The sequence below is a fragment of the Arthrobacter sp. BPSS-3 genome, assembly GCF_044628475.1.
Lineage (GTDB): Bacteria > Actinomycetota > Actinomycetes > Actinomycetales > Micrococcaceae > Arthrobacter.
This window is the reverse complement of record NZ_JBIMMV010000004.1, coordinates 1-17,140: the sequence shown is the minus strand read 5'-3', so window position 1 is coordinate 17,140 and position 17,140 is coordinate 1. Positions and strand designations below refer to the sequence as shown.

Sequence of the window (17,140 nt, the reverse complement as noted above, 5' to 3'; positions counted from 1 at the left end):
CGGCTGCCTAGTGCACCACGATCGGCTGGAACCCCTCGGCCCGGAGCGCGGCCAGGACCTGTTCGCCGTGCTCGTGGCCCTTGGTTTCCAGGTTGACCGTGATGGAGACGTCGCCCATGCTGATCGATCCGCCCACCCGGGTGTGGTCCAGGCCGGTGACGTTCGCGTCGTTCTCGGCGATGATCCGGGCGATGGTGGCCAGCGAACCGGGCCGGTCGTCCAGCATCATCCGCACGGTCATGTAGCGGCCGGCGGCGGAGAGGCCGCGCTGGATGACCTTGAGCATGAGCATCGGGTCGATGTTGCCGCCGGAGAGCACGACGGCGGTGGTGCCGGGGTTCTCGATCTTGCCTTCCATCAGCGCGGCGACGCCCACGGCGCCGGCCGGTTCGACGACCATCTTGGCCCGTTCCAGCAGGAAGATCAGGGCCCGGGCCAGGGCGTCCTCGCTGACGGTGACGACGTCGTCCACCAGTTCCCGGATGATGCTAAAGGGCAGCTGGCCGGGGCGGCCGACGGCGATGCCGTCCGCCATGGTGGAGACCCGTTTCAGCGGCACCAGGGCGTCCGCGGCGAGGGAGGGCGGGTAGGCGGCGGCGTTTTCGGCTTGCACGCCGATGATGCGGATGGTGCGGCCCAGTTCCTTGGCGCGGGCCTTGACGGCGACGGCGACGCCGGCGAGCAGCCCGCCGCCGCCGACGCCCATCAGGATGGTGTCCACGTGCGGGATCTGTTCGAGGATTTCCAGGCCCACGGTGCCCTGCCCGGCCACGACGTCGACGTCGTCGAACGGGTGAACGAACACGGCGCCCGACTCGTCGGCGTAGCGCTTGGCCTCGGCGAGTGCCTCGTCGACGTTGTGGCCGTGGAGCACCACCTCCGCGCCGTGGCTGCGGGTGGCGGCGAGCTTGGGCAGCGCGACGCCCAGCGGCATGTAGATCCGGGCCTTGATGCCGAGGGCCTTCGCGGCGACCGCCACGCCCTGGGCGTGGTTGCCGGCCGAGGCCGCCACGACGCCCCGCTGCTTCTCGGCCGCGGAGAGCTTGGCCATCCGGACGTAGGCGCCGCGGACCTTGAACGAACCGGCGCGCTGCAGGTTCTCGCACTTGAAGTAGACCTCGCCGCCCACCAGGCCGCCGAGGGCCCGGGAGGACTCCACCGGGGTCCGGGTAATAATCCCGTCGAGCAGCTTCTGCGCCTCCAGGACATCGTCCAATGTGACGGGAAGGGTCTCGAGGGTATTCACGAACTAGTCTCCTTTTAGGGTTCCTGCGTCGGCGCGAGGGTGGCTTTCCTGCCCGTCGCCCGGGGTGTTGCCGGCGCCGGCCGGGGCGGAAACGCCCGGTTGGTTGGCGGCTGCCAGCTCTCCATCATGTTCCCACGTTCTGGCCGCGATGTACCGAACGGCCGAGTTTGCTACGGCGAGGATCGGGACCGAGAACAGCGCGCCGGGGATGCCGGCCAGGTAGGAACCGGCGGCGACGGAGAGGATGACGGCCACGGGGTGCAGGGAGACGGCCTTGCCCATCACCAGCGGCTGCAGGATGTGGCCTTCGAGCTGCTGGACCAGCAGCACGATGCCGATCATGATCAGCGCGTTGACCAGGCCGTTGGCCACCAGGGCCAGCAGCACGGCGATGGCACCGGTGACCAGCGCGCCGACGACTGGGATGAAGGAGCCGATGAAGACCAGGACGCCCAGCGGCAGGGCCAGCGGCACGCCGATAATCGCGGCGCCGACGCCGATGCCGAGGGCATCGACGAAGGCGACGAACATCTGGATCCGGGTGTAGCTGACCATCGAGGTCCAGCCGCGCCGGCCGGCGCCGTTAACCGCGGGGCGGGCCTTCCGCGGCATCAGCCGGACCAGGAACCGCCAGATCCGCTCGCCTTCGAGCAGGAAGAAGATGGTGACGAAGAGGGCGATGAGCAGCCCTGCGGCGAAGTGCCCGGCGGTGCTTCCGAAGGTCAGGGCGCCGCTGACGATGCTGCTGCTGTTTTTCTGCAGCGCGGCGGTGGCTTCCTCGATGTAGGTGTCGATCTGGGCGGCGGTCAGGTGCAGCGGGCCCTCGGAGAGCCAGGTCTGGACCTGCTGGACGCCGGTGAGGGCCTGGCCCCACAGCTCGCCGAAGCCGGAGGTCAGCTGGCGGCCGACCAGGGCGAGCGCTCCGGCGATCACGCCGATGAAGCCAAGGAGGGTGATGGCGACGGCGAGGCCGTTGGGCACCTTGCGCCGCCGGAGCCACCGGGTGACCGGGCTGAGCAGGCCGGCGAGCAGGGCGGCGACCATGATCGGGATGATGAGGAAGCTGATCTTGCTCAGCAGCCAGATCATCGCGCCGGAGACCAGCAGGATCAGGCCGACCCGCCAGGCCCAGGACGCGGCGATCCGGATGCCGTAGGGGATGTCCTCGTCCAGTTCGCGGTCGGTGCGCACGCGGGGCCCGGTTCCGGACGGGGCGGTCCCCTCCCCCGGGGTTCCCGTCGTGACCGGCACTCCCGCCGGCGCGGCGGACAGTGCAGGATCTGCGTAGCCCGGGACGGTGATTCCGGGCCGGTCGTCGGGACCGGTGGTGTCGGTCGGGAGGGTGGGGCGGGCGTCATCAGCTGGCGTCATTACCCCATAATTCCCTAGCTTGCCTAGGAAAGGAAACGCTAGCCGCCCAGCGTGGCGCGGATCCCCCAGGTCATGGAGAACTCCTCGCCGGCGGCGAGCCAGCGCAGCCCGTCGCCGCTGTTGAACGCGTTTGCCGGGCCGGTCATCGGTTCCAGGGCCACGGCCCGGTTCAGCCCGGGCAGCCGGTCGGTGACGAAGACGTGGACGTAGCGGCAGTGCTCGTCCTGCCAGAGGGTGACGCTGCGCCCGTCGGGGGCGTGCAGCGTGCTGCCGGCCTCGCCGCCGTCGAACTCCAGGTCCGTGTAAGCGCTGTCCAGGTCCAGGTCTCCGGCGCGGCGTCCGGAGCGAAGGTCGTAGTCGCCGGCCACGGGCTCGGTGTCGCGCGGGATCTGGCGTTCGTCGGTGACCAAGCGGGTGCCGCCGGAGACGGTGACGGTGAGGTCCTCGGTGGGCACGTCGCCGATCCGCAGATAGGGGTGGGCGCCCAGCACGAACGGGGCGGAGTCGCGGCCGTCGTTGATGAGGGTCTGCCGGACGGTCAGTCCCAGGTCCTCGCCGAGGGAGTACCGGACCCGGTGCCGGAGCAGGAACGGGTAGCCGTGCTGCGGGAAGACCGCGGCTTCGAGCGTGACGGAGAATTCATCCTCATCCACCAGGGCGTAGCCGGCGTTCCGGAGCAGGCCGTGGCTGGCGTTGTTGTAGCTGACCTCGGTGATGTCCAGCTGGAGTTTCTTGCCGTCGAGGTACCAGATCCCGTCCTCGATCCGGTTGGCCCACGGGGCGAGCATGATGCCGGCGGCGCCCGGGGCGATCTCGTCGTCGGCGTAGGTCTCGGTCAGTGCCACGCCCGCGCGGCTGTAGAGCCGCACGCCGCCGGCGAGTTCCGTGATGACGGCAAGCGCATCGCCGCGCCGCAGTTCATACTGCCGGCCGGTGGCGTAGCGGCGGGCCTCGGAGTCGGCGGCTGCGGGGCCGGTTGCGGCGGAGTCAGCGGCTGAGGAGGTATCGGCGGGAGCGGTGGCGGTCGGTTCCATGGCACCACCGTACCCAACCCGCGGGCTCCCCTCCTAGCGCGCCTTACACGTGCTGCGATAGAGCCCTGATAGACGAAACGGGCCCCGCCGTAAGGCGGGACCCGCTCCCTGCTACTTTGAAGCCTGTCGGCCGGAGCCGGCGTCGTGTCAGTCGTCGCCGCGCAGGATGGCCAGCAGGCGGATGATCTCCACGTACAGCCACACCAGGGTGACGGTCAGGCCGAAGGCGGCGGTCCAGGAGAAGCGCTGCGGGGCACCGGCGCGGACGCCGGCCTCGATGCTGGTGAAGTCCATGATCAGCGAGAACGCGGCCAGGCCGATGGCCAGCAGGCCGATGAAGACGCCCAGCGGGATGCCGAAGATCTCGACGGAGGTACGGAGACCGAATGGGGACTGTACGGCACCGGTCCACATCATCACCATGTTGATCAGCGCGAAGACGGCGTAGCCGATCAGGGCGATCATGAAGAAGCGCATGGCCCGGGGGGTGGCGCGGACCTTGCCGCTCTTGAACAGCACCAGGGTCACGGCGAAGACGGACAGGGTGCCTATGACGGCCTGCAGGCCGACGCCGGGGAACATGCCGTCGAGGATCCGGGTCAGGCCGCCGAGGAACAGGCCCTCAAGGGCGGCATACGCCAGGATCAGCGCCGGGGAGGGCTGCTTCTTGAAGGTGTTGACCAGCGCCAGGACGAATCCGCCCAGCGCGCCGACCAGCATCAGCATCGAGGCGAGGCCCTGCGCAACGACCAGCGTCACGGCGGCGCCGGCGATCACGGCGGCGAGGCAGGCGGCGGTCTTCATGATGACGTCGTCGAACGTCATCCGGCCCGCGTCGGCAGGCCCGGCGGCCGGTCGGTTGTACAGGTCCTGCAGCTGCTCGCTGCTCATGGCCTGCTGGCCCGCGTTCCAGCCGGCTTGCTGGCCAAACTGGTTCTGCCCGTACTGGGGCTGTCCGTAGTTCTGGCCATAGGGTGCCTGGCCGTAGTTCTGGCCATAACCCTGGCCGTACGCCTGCGGGGCCGGCGGTGCCTGGGTGGCTCCACGGAAGTTCTTTCCGTTGAAGATCGGATTTCCGCCAAGTGCCATTGCTGGTGTCCTCCAAATAAGGGGGTTGAGTGATGAACTGCGGTGGAGTTCGGTAGTTTCCACGCTACCAATTCCCACGGCCCGCGGGCAGGGTTAGTTCCCGCCGTCAGGCGTCGCAACCCAACCGTGACCTCCCCCGCCCGCCCCGCACGGGGATTGTTTAGGACGCATGGCGATCAACAAAAGTTTTCATTAGCTGAACTAATTGGATACCTGCGTCCAGCTTCACGGTTGTTATGTGATCGCGACGTAATACCTGCTCGGAGCGGCAATTAGCGTCCCGCCGGGGCGGTAACATGAGGCCAACGGGGTGACGGACATCACAACCAGCTTCACCATCAGCTCCATCGCATCGCACCACCGGCTCCACCCGTCCCCCGAACGTTCGCAGTGGTTGCAACGGCGCAACCCAGACCATCCCCACGTGGAGGTTTTCACCTTTGAGAAGCACAACACGAGGCCTGCCCCCGCGGCGCCGCGGCAGAATCATGACAGCTGTAGGCGCGGTCTTCGCCGCCGTCGCAGCCCTTCTGCTCATCGTCGCGCCGGCATCGCAGGCCACGACCCCATCGCCGACACCATCCCCGTCGAGCACCAACTTCCAGAACAGCATCAGCGGCTTCCTCCGCGGTGACGACAGGGCGCCGCTGGCCGGCGTCACCATCACCGCCAAGGGAGAGAACTTCACCGGCACCACCAAGTCGGCCGCCAACGGATCCTGGAACATCGGCGTCCCCACCCAGGGCACCTACGAAGTCGAGCTGGACACCAAGACCCTGCCGGAGGGCGTCAAGCTCGCCGAAGGCCAGGAAAACCCCCGCAAGGTCACCTTCAGCCAGACCTCCAACCTCTCCGTGGTCTTTGCCTTCGGTAAGGGCATCGTGGTCCAGCAGCAGGACTTCGGCCAGAACCTGATCAACCGCCTCGTCGCCGGCCTGAGCTTCGGCCTGCTGCTGGCCCTGGCGTCCGTTGGCCTGTCGCTGATCTTCGGCACCACCGGCCTGACCAACTTCGCCCACGGCGAGATGGTCACCCTCGGGGCCGTCCTGGTCTTCGCCTTCAACGCCATGAACCTGCCGTTCTGGCTCGCGATCATCCTGGCCCTCCTCGGCGGCGGCCTCTTCGGCTACGTCCAGGACGCCGGGCTCTGGAAGCCGCTGCGCCGCCGCGGGACCGGCCTGGTTCCGATGATGATCGTCAGCATCGGCCTGGCCCTGGCGGTCCGTTACGTCATCCAGTTCTACTTCGGCGGCGCCACCCAGCAGCTGCCGTTCGCGCAGAGCGCCGAGATCCAGATCGGCCCGATCTCCATCTCGCCGAACAACCTGTGGTCCCTGCTGATCAGCGTGATCGTCATCGCCGTCCTCGGCGTCGTGCTGCTGAAGACCCGTTTGGGCAAGGCCACCCGCGCGGTGGCCGACAACCCGGCCCTTGCCGCGGCCTCCGGCATCGACGTCGACTCCGTGATCCGCATCGTCTGGGTCACCGGCGGCATGCTGGCCTCCCTCGGCGGCATCCTCTGGGCCTACTACCGGCCGGGCGTCACCTTCGACATGGGGTCCCAGATCCTGCTGCTCATCTTCGCCGGCGTCACCCTGGGCGGCCTCGGCACCGTGTGGGGCGCACTCTTCGGCTCCATCATCGTCGGTATCTTCGTGGAGCTCACCACCGTGTTCGGCCTCGCCGCCGACCTCAAGTACGTGGGAGCCCTCTTCATCATGATCGTTGTCCTCTTGTTCCGGCCCCAGGGCATCCTGGGCCGCCGCGAGCGCGTGGGTTAGGAGACAAACATGGACTTCGGATTCATTCTTTCCAGCGCTGCCGGAGAAATCTTCAGCCCGACGACGGCGGCGTACGCACTCGCCGCGCTCGGCCTGGCGGTGCACTTCGGCTACTCGGGCCTGCTGAACTTCGGCCAGGCCGGCTTCATGGCGGTGGGAGCCTACGGCTTCGCCATCTCCACCCTGAGCTTCCACGTGCCGTTCTTCGTGGGCCTGCTGATCGCCGTCGTCTGCTCGGCGATCTTCGCCCTGCTGCTCGGCATCCCCACCCTGCGGCTGCGGGCCGACTACCTGGCCATCGTCACGATCGCGGCCGCGGAAATCGTCCGTTACATCGTCACCACCAACCAGCTGACCTCGGTCACCGGTTCGGCCAACGGCCTGGCCGCCTTCGAGGGCGACTTCTACGCCATGAACCCGTTCCCCGAGGGCTCCTACTTCGGCATGAACAACCGCGACTTCTTCATCCGGGTCGCCGGCTGGGCCCTCGTGATCGTATGCTGCGTCCTCGTCTGGCTGCTGATGCGCAGCCCGTGGGGCCGCGTCCTCAAGGGCATCCGTGAGGACGAGAACGCCGTCCGCTCCCTCGGCAAGAACGTCTACGCCTACAAGATGCAGGCCCTGGTCATCGGCGGCGTCCTCGGCGCCCTCGCCGGCATGGTCTTCACCCTCCCCCGCGGTGCGGTGCAGCCGGCCAACTACGGCACCGAACTGACGTTCTTCCTCTACACCTGCCTGCTGCTCGGCGGCCTCGGCACCGTGCTGGGACCGGTCGTCGGCGCCATGATCTTCTGGGTGGTGCTGTCCCTGACCCAGGGAGTGCTCTACGGACTGATCGAGTCCGGCGCCGTCACCTGGCTGAACACGGTCCAGGCCGGTCAGCTGCGCTACATCCTGGTAGGCATCGCCCTGATGCTGCTGATGATCTTCAGGCCGCAGGGCGTCTTTGGCAATAAGAAGGAGCTGGCGTTCGCATGAGCATGCACAGCCAAGAACCCAAGGCCGGCGCCGGCACCACGGCCGACGCCGAGACCATCGATTACATGACGGACTCCCGTCCGATCGCGGCCGGGGAGATCGCGCCCGGCTGCAAGAAGCGGGACCCTATCGTGGTGGCGGAGAACGTCACCCGCAGCTTCGGCGGCATCAATGCCGTTGACGTCGAATACCTGGAAATCCCGCGGCACAAGATCACCGCCCTGATCGGCCCGAACGGTGCCGGCAAGACCACCCTCTTCAACCTGCTGACCGGTTTCGATACCCCGAACACCGGCAAGTGGCAGTTCGAGGGCAACAGCCTGGCCGGCGTCTCCTCCTACAAGGTGGCGCGGATGGGCATGGTCCGTACCTTCCAGCTGACCAAGGTCATGGGCAAGCTCACCGTGATGGAGAACATGCGCCTCGGCGCCTCCAACCAGTCCGGCGAGAAGCTCTACAAGGCGCTTTTCAAGGGCATCTGGGGCGGCGAGGAGAAGCGCATCACCGAGCAGGCCGAGGTGCTGCTGCAGAAGTTCAAGCTCGACGCCAAGAAGGACGACTACGCAGCGTCCCTCTCCGGCGGCCAGCGCAAGCTCCTGGAGATGGCCCGTTCCCTCATGGTCCGGCCCAAGCTGGTCATGCTGGACGAGCCGATGGCAGGCGTGAACCCGGCGCTGACGCAGTCGCTGCTGGACCACATCAAGAACCTCAAGGCCGAGGGCATGACCGTGTTGTTCGTCGAGCACGACATGCACATGGTCCGCCACATCGCCGACTGGGTGGTGGTCATGGCCGAGGGCAAGATCGTGGCCGAGGGCCCGCCCGCCGAGGTGATGAAGAACCCGGCCGTGATCGACGCCTACCTGGGCGCCCACCACGACGTCGACCTCGGCGACTCCGAGGGCATCAAGGAGCTCGCCGCCGAGCTCGAGGCCGACGACGAATCGATCGTCGGCACCGAGAACGCCGGCATCATCTCCTCTGATGTGATCGCGACGGAAACCGCCGACGCCGGCACCGCCCCCGCCACGGGTGCGGCGCACGGGCGGCGGAGCGCCGAGGAGCCGAACCATGGCGAACAGCCGCCCAGCACAGTGAAGGACGCAGAATGAGCGCCACGAGCCCCGCCCCCGCCGCGCAGAGCGGATTCGACGGCGACTCGGTCGTCAAAGTCACCAACCTGGTGGCCGGTTATATCCCGGGCGTCAACATCCTCAACGGGTGCAGCATCGAGGCCCGCAAGGGTGAACTGATCGGCATCATCGGGCCCAACGGCGCCGGCAAATCGACCCTGCTCAAGGCCATGTTCGGCCTGGTCAAGGTCCACTCCGGCTCCGTGGTGGTCCGCGGCCAGGACATCACCGGGCTGAAGGCGAACAAGCTGGTCACCAAGGGCGTCGGTTTCGTCCCGCAGACCAACAACGTCTTCGCGGCCCTGACCATCGAAGAGAATCTGCAGATGGGCATGTTCCAGCGGCCCAAGGACTTCGCCAAGCGGTTCGAGTTCGTGGCGGACCTCTTCCCGGAGCTGGCGAAGCGGCGGGCCCAGCGCGCCGGTTCCCTCTCCGGCGGCGAACGCCAGATGGTCGCCATGGGCCGGGCGCTGATGATGGACCCGGCGGTGCTGCTGCTCGATGAGCCCTCGGCCGGCCTCTCCCCCGTCAAGCAGGACGAGACCTTCCTGCGGGTCCACGAGATCAACCGGGCCGGCGTCTCCGTGATCATGGTCGAGCAGAACGCCCGGCGCTGCCTGCAGATCTGCGACCGCGGCTACGTCCTGGACCAGGGCAAGGACGCGTACACCGGCACCGGCCGGGAGCTGATGAAGGATCCCAAGGTCATCCAGCTCTACCTGGGCACCCTGGCAGACACCGTCGAGTAGTTCCAGGCTCACCCCCTCCGAAGGGTCGTCACCGCAACGGTGGCGGCCCTTCTGCATACCCTGGCGCCCGCGGCCTGTCTCCGCCCGGCGTCGAGGTTTCCGCCGCGATTTCAGACCTCCGCGCCCCGGACCGGAGGTGCCTTCGTCCGAAACCGCCGCGGATTTCCGGAACCGCTGCCTCAGCAGGAGCACCCACGTTCCTTAGTGACGGATCAGGCGCCTGACCGGGCCGTAGCGGACTCTCCGCGCTGATCCCCGCCTCCACCGACCCCCACCGGCCCCGGACCTCCTCCGCGCGCCCGTTTCCGCCCAGCGTCGAGGTTTCCGCGGGGGAATCGGACGGCCGCATCCCGGACCAGCGGTGCCCCTGTCTGAAACCGCAGCGGACACTCCCCGCTGCTCCCACCTACACCGCGCCTTCACAGGCCCCGACACCCCACCGTCGCCACGTATCCGTCCGATGTGGAGTTTTCGCGCCGGTTTCGGACTTCCGCACCCGGGACCCGACGTGCGAATGTCCGGAACCGCAGCGGAAGTCCGGGACCGTCGCCTGAGGCGCCCCTGCCGGTCCACTCCCTGTTTCACCGCGTCATACGAATGTTTCCGCCCGGCGTCGAGGATTCCGCGGCGGAATCGGACCTGCGCACCCCGGACCCGGCGTGCCCGAGTCCGGAACCGCAGCGCAAATCCGGAACCCCTGCGGAGAGTCCAGGCAGTACCCGCAGACGCAGGAAACCCCCGCCCAGATGGACGGGGGTTTCCTGTGTGTCAGTCAGAGGCGGGGCTTAGAGCTTGCCGAACTCTTCCTTGACTGGCTTGTAGCTGTTGTCATCCTGGTACTCGTAGATGCCGATGTAGGCTTCTGTCGGGTCACCGGCGTCGGAGAACGTTACGGGGCCGGACTGGCCGTCGTAGTCGATGTCCTTGCCGTTGCGGAGCAGGGTGACGCAGGTGGCGAAGCTGTTGCACTTCTCGCCGCCTTCGGAGACGTCCTTGAGGTGCTTGGCGATCTCCGTGCCCTTGGTGCTCTTGGCTTCCTCAGCGGCCAGGGCGATCAGGTTCACGGCGTCGTAGGACTCGCCTGCGTAGCTGTAATCCTTCAGCGCCGGGTCGATGCCGAGCAGCTTCTTCTTGAAGTCATCCTTGGCGAAGGTACCGGGGATGGTGCCCTGGGCGCCCTTGAGGGTGCCTGCCTTGAAGTCCTTGCTGTAGTCGGACATGTTGCCGTCCACCATGAAGATCTGCGTGGGCTTGACGCCCTTGCCGGTGATCAGCGGAACGATGCTCTTGGCCTGGTCAAAGGTGATCAGTGCGATCGCGTCCGGCTTGGCGGCGAGGACCTTGTCCACCTGGCTGCTGAACTGCGAGTCACCCTCGTTGAAGAGTTCCTGGGCCACAACCTTGCCGCCGGCGGCCTCAACTGCGGACTGGATGTTCTTGGCCAGGCCGGTGCCGTAGGCGTCATTGAGGACGATCATGCCGACGGTCTGGGCGCCACAGGTGGTCATGTAGTTGCCCAGGACCTTGCCCTGCAGGACGTCGGAGGGAGCGGTGCGCCAGTAGAGGCCCTTGTCGTCCCAGGTGGTGAAGTCCGGCGAGGTGTTGGCCGGGGAGAACTGGATGACGCCCGCGCCGGTGATCTGGTTGATCACGGTCTTGGAGACACCGGAGGAGGCGGCGCCGATGATGGCGCTGACACCCTGGCCGAGGAGGGCGGTGGTGGACTGCGTGGCGATGTCGGTCTTGGTGTCGCCGGAGTCGCGGTGGATGACCTCGACCGGCTTGCCCAGGACGCCGCCGGCATCGTTGATTTCCTTGATGCCGAGGTTGACGCCGGCGATTTCCGGCGGGCCGAGGAAGGCGAGCGAACCGGTGGTCGGCAGCAGCGAACCGATCTTCAGCGGGGTATCCGTGGTGGTCGAGGAAGCGGGCACGGAGCCTGCGGCGCTGGCCGAGCTGCTGGCACCTGCGGAGGCGCTGGGAGCCGGGCAGGAAATGCCGCCGGCCTGGCTGGAGGCCGAAGCCGAGCCGGAGCCGCTGGACGAGGGCGTGGACGAACCGCCACAAGCCGTAGCCAGAAGGGCGACGCCGATGCTAAGCGCGGTGAGCTTGGCAATGCGCGGCGCCGCCTGGGGGAGTGAAGTCATAGAGAGGTCTCCTCGATCGAAAGGTGCGAACGGCCTTTGACGCGAAAGATCAGGTGTTCCTGATTTAGCTTCAAGCTAGTGCAATTTCAGCCCGAAAATAAGTGACTACGGTCACATCCTTATAACACTCGTTGCCTAGGGGGAATCAGGCCCCCAACGCGCCCTCAAACCCCTCCCCGGGCCGCAAAGAGCACCCGAGAGGACGCTCCCGGATGACACAAAACCGCCCCGGCCCTTCACAAAGGAAGGGCCGGGGCGGCGACGGGGTACCCCAGGCGGGACTCGAACCCACAACACGCGGATTTTAATCTTCCGCCCTCCGCTCACTTCCGAGCCTCACCAGTGGGCCTAATTCCCAGCAATGGCGCGGATTTTGACGAAATCTGACCTAATGCTCATGAAGGGCTCTTGTTACCAAAACACCGGAAATATAGGGTCTTGCATGGGTAGTTTGTTACCAGTTTGTCACCAGTCGGCAGGACATACGAATTTTACTTACCAGTTTTGGTGGCTTGGAACGGTCCATGAGTAGCCAACACTCGCCCGATGCGTCCGGGCATGAGAATGCCCCCAGCAACATGGCTACTAGGGGCATTCGGGAAGGAAGGGAGGCTAGGCCTCCTTGGGTACGTCCTCAGCCCCTTCTGACTCAACATCCGTCTAATCAGTCATGGCATCCACGGGTTTCCATGGCTAACCAGCGCTTCTAAGCCCGGAGAAAGGCGTACAGCGCCTCACAGCAGGCTTCCAGCCCCCGTTCTCATGTCAGAGCGGGGCTTTGCCATGTCATGGGAGTGTCTTCCTACGCTGAATCCTTGATATCGGTACGCCCTGTCCGGAAACCCGGAGAGCGGCCAGTATGGTGGCAAGGAGGAATAGCACTAGATAAGTGGGGGAACCAGTGCCAGCGCCATCGCATCCAAGCACAGTCTTGGATGTCATCATCTCGGACGTCGAAACTGATGTCCGGTTGCTTGGTGTGTGCGCTGGGTATGAGAGCCAAGAGTGGCGCTACAAGCAACTGGTGGGGGACTTCATCCGCTGGGCACCGGATTGGATCCTGAAAAAATCCGAAATCAGGGATCTGGGCGGCCACAACATGATGGACCTCGCAGCCAAGGCTCTCAAGCGCATTTACATCAGCGAGAAGTATGAGCACCGGGGCGAAATCGGTGAACTCCTGCTGCACATGATTCTGCGGAAGTTTATGGGTGCTGACAGAGCCATCAGCCGTATCTTTTTCAAGGATGCCCCGAATGACACGGTGAAGGGCTTCGACGGCATCTTCGTGGTTCCCACCGAGAACGAGGCTGGCGAAACCGAACTGGAACTGTGGCTTGGGGAGTCCAAGTTTTACAAGGACTCAGCCCGAGGCGTCAGGGATGTCCTAGAGGAACTGGAACTCCACCTGTCCACGGACTACCTGCGCACTGAGTTTGCAGCCATCACCGACAAAATCGAGCCCGACTGGGAACACGCAGAGCAACTGCAAAAACTCCTTGACCCGAACGTTTCGCTGGATGAGGTTTTCAAGCGGGTAGTCATCCCCGTTTTCATCACCTTCGACAGCAACATCACGCAGAAGCACAGGACTCACACCGCTGAGTACGTGGCCGAAATGACTGACTTCGTGCAGCGCCAGTATTCAGGATTCCAGCAGCGCATCGCAGATCGGAACCTTCCTCCCAGCATTCGGGTTCATCTCATCCTCATGCCGCTTGCCACCAAGGAAATCCTGCAAGACGAGTTCGACAGGAGGCTCAAAGCATGGCAGCAACTGTGAACGAACTGCGGGAGGTCCTGAACAGCCCCAATCCCATCCCTGACCCCTTCGGCCTCCTGCACTCCATCACCATCCTCACAGCAACCGATGGACAGACACCTGCGCTGCGGGAACTGGTGGTCCGGGCGCTGGACAAGATTGACCAGTTCCAGAAGGAAAAGCCACTGCTCATGGCACTGGCACGGGAGTTTGGCCTGTATCCGTATATGGAGCAGGACGGTCTGGCTCTCACGGATGCCCTTGCAGTAGAGATGCATCGCCCGGACAACTTGGATGGCGTGGTGTTTTCCAGCATCCAAGCAGCGGTGTATCTGGATTTGATGGAGGGGCGAAACGTCATCCTGTCCGCTCCCACATCTTTTGGTAAATCCCTGATTGTGGATGCCTTGATAGCCAGCGGCAAGTACGACAATGTAGTGCTCATTGTGCCGACCATCGCTCTCATCGATGAGACGAGACGACGATTGAGCGACCGTCAGACCGGCCACAAGATTTACACTCATCCCGGTCAGGCCTACGCCGAGCGCAACCTTTTCGTGCTGACGCAGGAGCGATACCTGAACCTAGTGGATCCGCCCCGCCCGGACCTGTTTTTCGTGGATGAGTTTTACAAACTGGATGAGCGCAGCGGGGAAAACCTCAGTGGGCGTGCTGCGCTCCTGAATCAAGCCTTATACAGGCTGATGAAAACCGGGGCGCAGTTCTATCTGGCGGGGCCGAACATCCATGAACTTTCCGCAATGGTGCCGACGAACATTTCACGGACGCTGCGGGTAACGGACTTTTCCACCGTGGCCGCGAATGTGCACCGGCTCCCATCGAGAACCGCTGACCAGCGAAAAGAGATGGTGAAACTGCTGGCCTCCACCCTGACCGGTGGCACCATGATTTACTGCGGCAGTCCCAAGCGTGTCCGTGATGTGGTGGGCTGGCTGACTGAGGACGAGAACGCCACCTACGGTTCGGGGATGCCTGATGCGGCTAACTGGCTGGAACACGAATACAGCGAGGACTGGGCGCTACCTAAGGCTTTGAGGAAGGGTATTGGCTCCCATCATGGGAGGCTTCCCCGCTGGCTGGCCCACAAGGTTGTTTCCGGCTTCAATGATGGAAGCCTAGGAGTGCTGGTATGCAACAACACGTTGATTGAGGGTGTGAACACGACAGCCAAGAACGTGATTGTTTTGGACCGTACCCTTGCACGACGCGCTTACAACTTTTTTACTTTCATGAACATCCGTGGCCGTGGTGGAAGGATGTTCAAGCACTTCGTTGGCGACATCTTCTTGTTCCACGATGCCCCGGAGCCAGAGATAAACGCGGTGGACATTCCTGCACTCAGCCAGAGCGATGATGCTCCAACTTCACTACTGCTTTCCATGGAGGCTCAGGACCGTTCCGAACGGACCAACGAACGGCTTAGTCCTGTCCTTTCCCAGCGTGTGTTGAGTTTGGAAACGATGAGGGCGAATCAGGGTGTTTCGCCTGAGGCGCAGATTGAACTGGCTGAGCACCTGCAGCAACTGTCGCTGCCACACATCCAGAACCTCCTATGGAATACCCCGTATCCGAATGGCCGCCAGTCCAACGCGCTGATGGAACTGATTTGGGACTTCATCCCGCCTGACGGAGCATCACGCCATGGTGCGGTGTCCGCTGCACAGTTGGCCCTGTTTACCTACTGGGTTGCAAGTGCTGAGGGGAATCTTCGGGCCGTCATGGACAAGTTCACGCAGCCGAATCCTGAATACGATGGCCGGGAAACCCACGATGACAAGGTCGACAAGGCCTTTGACTTCATACGGTTCTGGATTGACCACAACTTGCCCATGTTGATTCGTGCAGTGGACAGGATTGCTGACGAAGTTTTTACTCGCCGTGGCATCACTCCCGGCAAGTATGGTGGCTACGCTTCCCGCATGGAGGATGGCTTCCAGCCCCACCTGCTCCTAACGCTTGAGGAGTATGGGATTCCTGTCCAGATTTCCAAGAAACTGACGCGCTGGATTTCCGGCTACCGCACCCTTGACGAACTGCTGGAACGGATTGCACGGCTTCCGAATGAGGCCCTGTCCGGGCTGGATTACTTTGAGCAGGAAACAGTGCTGGCTACTATCAGCAGCCTCCGGCCTGATGGCGGCGACTTCCCGCTCTTCGGTTGGCGAAGGTAAGCGTGGCTGCTCTCTTACACTGGAAAAATGTCATCGGCTGAGCAGCGCACAAAACCCGGCCTGACCTTGCCCTTCTTTGATGAGGTTGAGCCTGTGGGCTTCACCGAGGCTGAGCAGCAGGTTGTCCTTGCTCCCATGAAACTCCGGCCCTCCAAAGTCATTGAAGCCCGTGGTGGTGATTACGTTCCCTTGCAACGGCAAAACACACGGATTTTTTGTTACCACTGGTAGCAATCTCGGGCACTGGTAACGAGTTTGTCAACAGTTTGTCACCAATCGGGCCTTTTAGGGGCTTCGGAACACTTGGACCTAACAAGCAAAAACCCCGCCAATTCAAGGAACTAGCGGGGTTTTACTCTGTGCCCCAGGTGGGACTCGAACCCACAACACGCGGATTTTAAGTCCGATGCCTCTGCCAATTGGGCTACTGGGGCGCCGGACAATCGTATCGCGCCGGCTACCCCTGGCCGTGGACGCCGTCGGCGTCGAAGGGCGCCGCGTACCGGAAGGTGCCGTTCACTCCCCCGGGCCAGAGCGCCAGCGGCAGCAGCTGGAAGTACTCGCCCCACGCCGGGTCCGGCGCCTGCACGCCGAGGGAGGTGGAGGGAACGAAGCCAAACCGGGCATAGTAGTCCGGGCTGCCGAGGAGGGCGATGCCCCGCTCCCCCGCGGCGTTGGCCCGGCTGATGGTCTCCTTCATCAGGGCCGAGCCGATGCCGTGACGCTGCAGCCGCGGCGTCACCCCCAGCGGGCCGAGCCCCAGCAGCTCCAGCTCCCCCACCCGGCCGCGGGTGCTGATCACGTGGCCCACGATCTCGCCGTCGAGCTCGGCGACGACGCTGAACGCCGGAAGGTACTCCCCGCACTCGAAGAGGGCCGCGAGCAGCCCCACCTCCTCGGGTTCGCCCTCGACCGGCTCCCCGGTGACCGGGGAGATCGCGAACGCCGCGCGGGTCAGCTCCAGCAGGGCCGGGCGGTCCCCCGGCTGTTCGCCGCGCAGCACCAGCCGCGGTTCCGGGGCCGGGGTGCCGCCGCTGGCGGACCGGCTGGCGGCGGACAGTTCGTGGAGCACCTCGAGGGCACGTTCGGCGTCGGGGACCGGGACGAGCAGGTGATCGTGGTGGAAACCGGCCAGGACTTTGACGCCGATCTTCGCCTCGGCCAGGGCGGCGCTGATGGCGGCGGTCAGGCCGGCGGCCCCGTCCGCGGAGGGGACCTGGGCGGTGATCCAGGCCGCCGCATGGTCATAGGGCAGGTCCTGGGCGTCGGCGTCGGCGCGGGGCAGCACCACGGTGAGCCCGTCGGCCTCGCGGACGGCGGCGGCGATGTGGCCGCTCAGCGGCCTGCCCTCGGGCCAGCGGACGTAGACGTACTCGCCTTCGCGGACCGCCGGATGCATCGAGGCGAGCAGGGCATGCAGGTCTTTCTCGGCTGGGGTCATGGCCCCAGTCTAGGCACGCTGCCAAACCCCGGGGCCAGGAGTGCGTGCGCCACAAGCGGTACAACGACGACGGCGGCCGCTCCCCTGCGTGGGCGGCTTCTAGCGGTCGTTGCAACACCCGTTATTGGGAGTTGCAACGACCGTGTCGCGTTTAAGTGGTGAATCGAAGTGCCATCGGAGGTACTCGGATCAGGAGAAAGCAGCATTTTTTGTTGCA

13 protein-coding genes and 1 tRNA gene are annotated in these 17,140 nt (G+C 64.9%); 7 read left to right on the top strand and 7 right to left on the bottom strand.

Translation table 11 applies throughout. From position 1 onward, the window contains the following. Positions 1–7: 7 nt before the first annotated feature. The 4 genes from ilvA to ACFVY3_RS07590 all read right to left on the bottom strand — a co-directional run bounded on the left by ilvA (position 8) and on the right by ACFVY3_RS07590 (position 4,740). A complete protein-coding gene (gene ilvA, locus ACFVY3_RS07605; RefSeq protein ID WP_290258559.1) occupies positions 8–1,246 on the bottom strand; it encodes a threonine ammonia-lyase in 1,239 nt (412 codons plus the stop codon). A 3-nt stretch (positions 1,247–1,249) separates the two neighbouring features. Continuing rightward, entirely contained in the window at positions 1,250–2,617 is a 1,368-nt protein-coding gene (locus ACFVY3_RS07600; RefSeq protein ID WP_400159296.1) for an AI-2E family transporter, read from the bottom strand. 38 nt (positions 2,618–2,655) lie between these two features. Then, on the bottom strand, positions 2,656–3,651 hold the full coding sequence (locus ACFVY3_RS07595) for an aldose 1-epimerase family protein (RefSeq protein ID WP_400159295.1): 996 nt from the start codon (positions 3,649–3,651) through the stop codon (positions 2,656–2,658). 147 nt (positions 3,652–3,798) lie between these two features. After that, positions 3,799–4,740 (bottom strand): Bax inhibitor-1/YccA family protein, encoded by a 942-nt coding sequence (locus ACFVY3_RS07590; protein ID WP_400159294.1) that lies wholly within the window; start codon positions 4,738–4,740, stop codon positions 3,799–3,801. A gap of 488 nt (positions 4,741–5,228) precedes the next feature. Here ACFVY3_RS07590 and ACFVY3_RS07585 point away from each other — a divergent pair, with 488 nt between their 5' ends. The 4 genes from ACFVY3_RS07585 to ACFVY3_RS07570 are packed head-to-tail and all read left to right on the top strand — an operon-like array spanning position 5,229 to position 9,381. After that, positions 5,229–6,521: a branched-chain amino acid ABC transporter permease gene (locus ACFVY3_RS07585; RefSeq protein ID WP_290258563.1), complete on the top strand. Its 1,293-nt coding sequence runs from the start codon at positions 5,229–5,231 to the stop codon at positions 6,519–6,521. A 9-nt stretch (positions 6,522–6,530) separates the two neighbouring features. Beyond that, positions 6,531–7,499, top strand: coding sequence for a branched-chain amino acid ABC transporter permease (locus ACFVY3_RS07580; protein WP_290258564.1), 969 nt, complete (start codon positions 6,531–6,533; stop codon positions 7,497–7,499). After that, positions 7,496–8,611 (top strand): ABC transporter ATP-binding protein, encoded by a 1,116-nt coding sequence (locus ACFVY3_RS07575; RefSeq protein ID WP_290258565.1) that lies wholly within the window; start codon positions 7,496–7,498, stop codon positions 8,609–8,611. The genes ACFVY3_RS07580 and ACFVY3_RS07575 overlap by 4 nt, the downstream gene beginning before the upstream one ends. Further along, positions 8,608–9,381: an ABC transporter ATP-binding protein gene (locus ACFVY3_RS07570; protein ID WP_290258566.1), complete on the top strand. Its 774-nt coding sequence runs from the start codon at positions 8,608–8,610 to the stop codon at positions 9,379–9,381. Before ACFVY3_RS07575 ends, ACFVY3_RS07570 begins: the two co-directional genes overlap by 4 nt. A gap of 785 nt (positions 9,382–10,166) precedes the next feature. Here the strand turns inward: ACFVY3_RS07570 and ACFVY3_RS07565 are convergent. Beyond that, positions 10,167–11,528, bottom strand: coding sequence for an ABC transporter substrate-binding protein (locus ACFVY3_RS07565; RefSeq protein WP_377972455.1), 1,362 nt, complete (start codon positions 11,526–11,528; stop codon positions 10,167–10,169). Between the two features lie 931 nt (positions 11,529–12,459). Here ACFVY3_RS07565 and ACFVY3_RS07560 point away from each other — a divergent pair. The 3 genes from ACFVY3_RS07560 to ACFVY3_RS07550 are packed head-to-tail and all read left to right on the top strand — an operon-like array spanning position 12,460 to position 15,713. Further along, positions 12,460–13,311, top strand: coding sequence for a DUF1837 domain-containing protein (locus ACFVY3_RS07560; RefSeq protein ID WP_400159293.1), 852 nt, complete (start codon positions 12,460–12,462; stop codon positions 13,309–13,311). Further along, complete coding sequence (locus ACFVY3_RS07555) at positions 13,296–15,482, top strand: DEAD/DEAH box helicase (RefSeq protein ID WP_400159292.1); 2,187 nt, start codon at positions 13,296–13,298, stop codon at positions 15,480–15,482. The genes ACFVY3_RS07560 and ACFVY3_RS07555 overlap by 16 nt, the downstream gene beginning before the upstream one ends. Positions 15,483–15,509: 27 nt before the next feature. Beyond that, on the top strand, positions 15,510–15,713 hold the full coding sequence (locus ACFVY3_RS07550) for a hypothetical protein (RefSeq protein ID WP_400159291.1): 204 nt from the start codon (positions 15,510–15,512) through the stop codon (positions 15,711–15,713). Positions 15,714–15,842: 129 nt separating this feature from the next. Here the strand turns inward: ACFVY3_RS07550 and ACFVY3_RS07545 are convergent. Together ACFVY3_RS07545 and ACFVY3_RS07540 are read right to left on the bottom strand one after the other, a co-directional pair. After that, a tRNA-Leu gene (locus ACFVY3_RS07545) sits at positions 15,843–15,916 on the bottom strand. Between the two features lie 23 nt (positions 15,917–15,939). Beyond that, positions 15,940–16,923 carry an ACT domain-containing protein gene (locus tag ACFVY3_RS07540; RefSeq protein ID WP_400159290.1) on the bottom strand — a complete coding sequence of 328 codons (984 nt, stop codon included), beginning with the start codon at positions 16,921–16,923 and terminating at the stop codon, positions 15,940–15,942. Positions 16,924–17,140 lie beyond the last annotated feature (217 nt).